General features: G+C 36.2%; 2 protein-coding genes. One reads left to right on the top strand and one right to left on the bottom strand.

All coding sequences use genetic code 11. The features are described from left to right. Positions 1–247 precede the first annotated feature (247 nt). The gene (locus tag FD47_RS14495; protein WP_003577776.1) at positions 248–751 is read left to right on the top strand and encodes a type 1 glutamine amidotransferase domain-containing protein; all 504 of its coding nucleotides are present in this window, start codon (positions 248–250) and stop codon (positions 749–751) included. Between the two features lie 478 nt (positions 752–1,229). Here FD47_RS14495 and FD47_RS15215 read toward each other — a convergent pair. Beyond that, positions 1,230–1,434, bottom strand: a 205-nt coding sequence (locus tag FD47_RS15215; protein WP_235806123.1) for a DDE-type integrase/transposase/recombinase, incomplete at both ends; no start/stop codon positions are given.

Below are 1,434 nucleotides of genomic sequence, written 5' to 3'. Positions count from 1 at the left end.
TGTGACACAACTAGCACAACGCGTTAACTAAAAAATTTGATTCCTTTAATACCAAGGGATAAGTGCACCCAAAATTCAGAAAAGTCTCGTTAAGTTGTCCCCAAGAATGACTGAAGTGTCAGTCAAGTGATCCTTAAGGTCAAAAATAGCCAACCATTTTAACGAAATCGTTAAAATGGTTGGCTATTTTGAAGCTATGAATAATTCGGGATATATTATATACTATAAATCAAGGAGGAATTTTATTATGGCAAAATCAGTTGCAGTTTTGGTGACTAATCTAGTCGAAGACGTTGAATATACTGAACCTGTAGAGGCTCTTAAGTCTGCAGGACACAAAGTGACAACGATCAGCTTTGAAAAAGGTACTGTTGAAGGTAAGCATGGTACTCAGATTAACATTGATAAATCCATTGATGAAGTGAGTCCTCAAGACTTTGATGCATTGTTCATCCCAGGAGGATTTTCACCAGATCAATTACGTGCAGACCAACGGTTTGTCGAATTTACCAAGTTCTTTTTGGCAACTAATAAGTTAACAGCAAGCATTTGCCACGGTCCACAATTAATGATTCAAACCGGGTTAGTGCAAGGTCGTACAATGACAGCATATTTAACTGTACAACCTGATTTGTATTATGCCGGTGCACGCATTGAAGACAAAGCTGTTGTGATCGATGGTAATCTAATTACCAGTCGCGAACCAAAGGATATCCCAGCATTTAATGATGCCTTCCTATCAGCTTTATAATGTTGATATTGATAAGCATTCAAACCTATAGCTTGATGAGTTTGCCTCTTTTAAAATAAATTTTTAAACAGTTACCGTTAAAGTAACTTATTCCTCGTGTTAGTAACACGGGGGATTTTTATATAGACGTTTTTAAACCCCCGTTGCGCAATTAAACTGAACTTATATTTCTAAAACATACTAATTAATAAAAGGCTAGTTACTGACCAATTTTTGGTTAGTGACTAGCCTTTTATTTTATTCATAAGGTAGATTGTNTTTCAAAATAGCGTTTGTCTTCAGTCTGAACCGTGTACCATAGTACACGTTCAAGTAAATTGGACTATTATATTTTTTTCACAAAGTATCACTCGTATGTGATTGATACTTTTATATAATACTATTGATTATCCTAACATCCCACCAGAAAATCCGATTTAAACACCAGTTGTTTTTAAACTATTAAGAAAGTAATTCCACTATATATTCCGAAGACCCNGTATAAGCATGGCAGTAATAGGTCTTAATACCATATTGTGATTCAAGTGATACTAGCCCACTAAACTCAGTGCCACGGTCCACAGTAAAGCTGTGCACCGGACCATTAAAAGTGGTTAGGAACTTAGTTAGTGCTTCATTAACAGTCGCTGTCGTCCGATCTTTTAACCGGTATGCCCAAAGGAACCGTGATTTTCGATCGATTA

The sequence above is a fragment of the Lentilactobacillus parafarraginis DSM 18390 = JCM 14109 genome, assembly GCF_001435895.1.
Taxonomy (GTDB): Bacteria; Bacillota; Bacilli; order Lactobacillales; family Lactobacillaceae; genus Lentilactobacillus; species Lentilactobacillus parafarraginis.
This window is presented reverse-complemented; position numbering and strand designations above follow the sequence as displayed.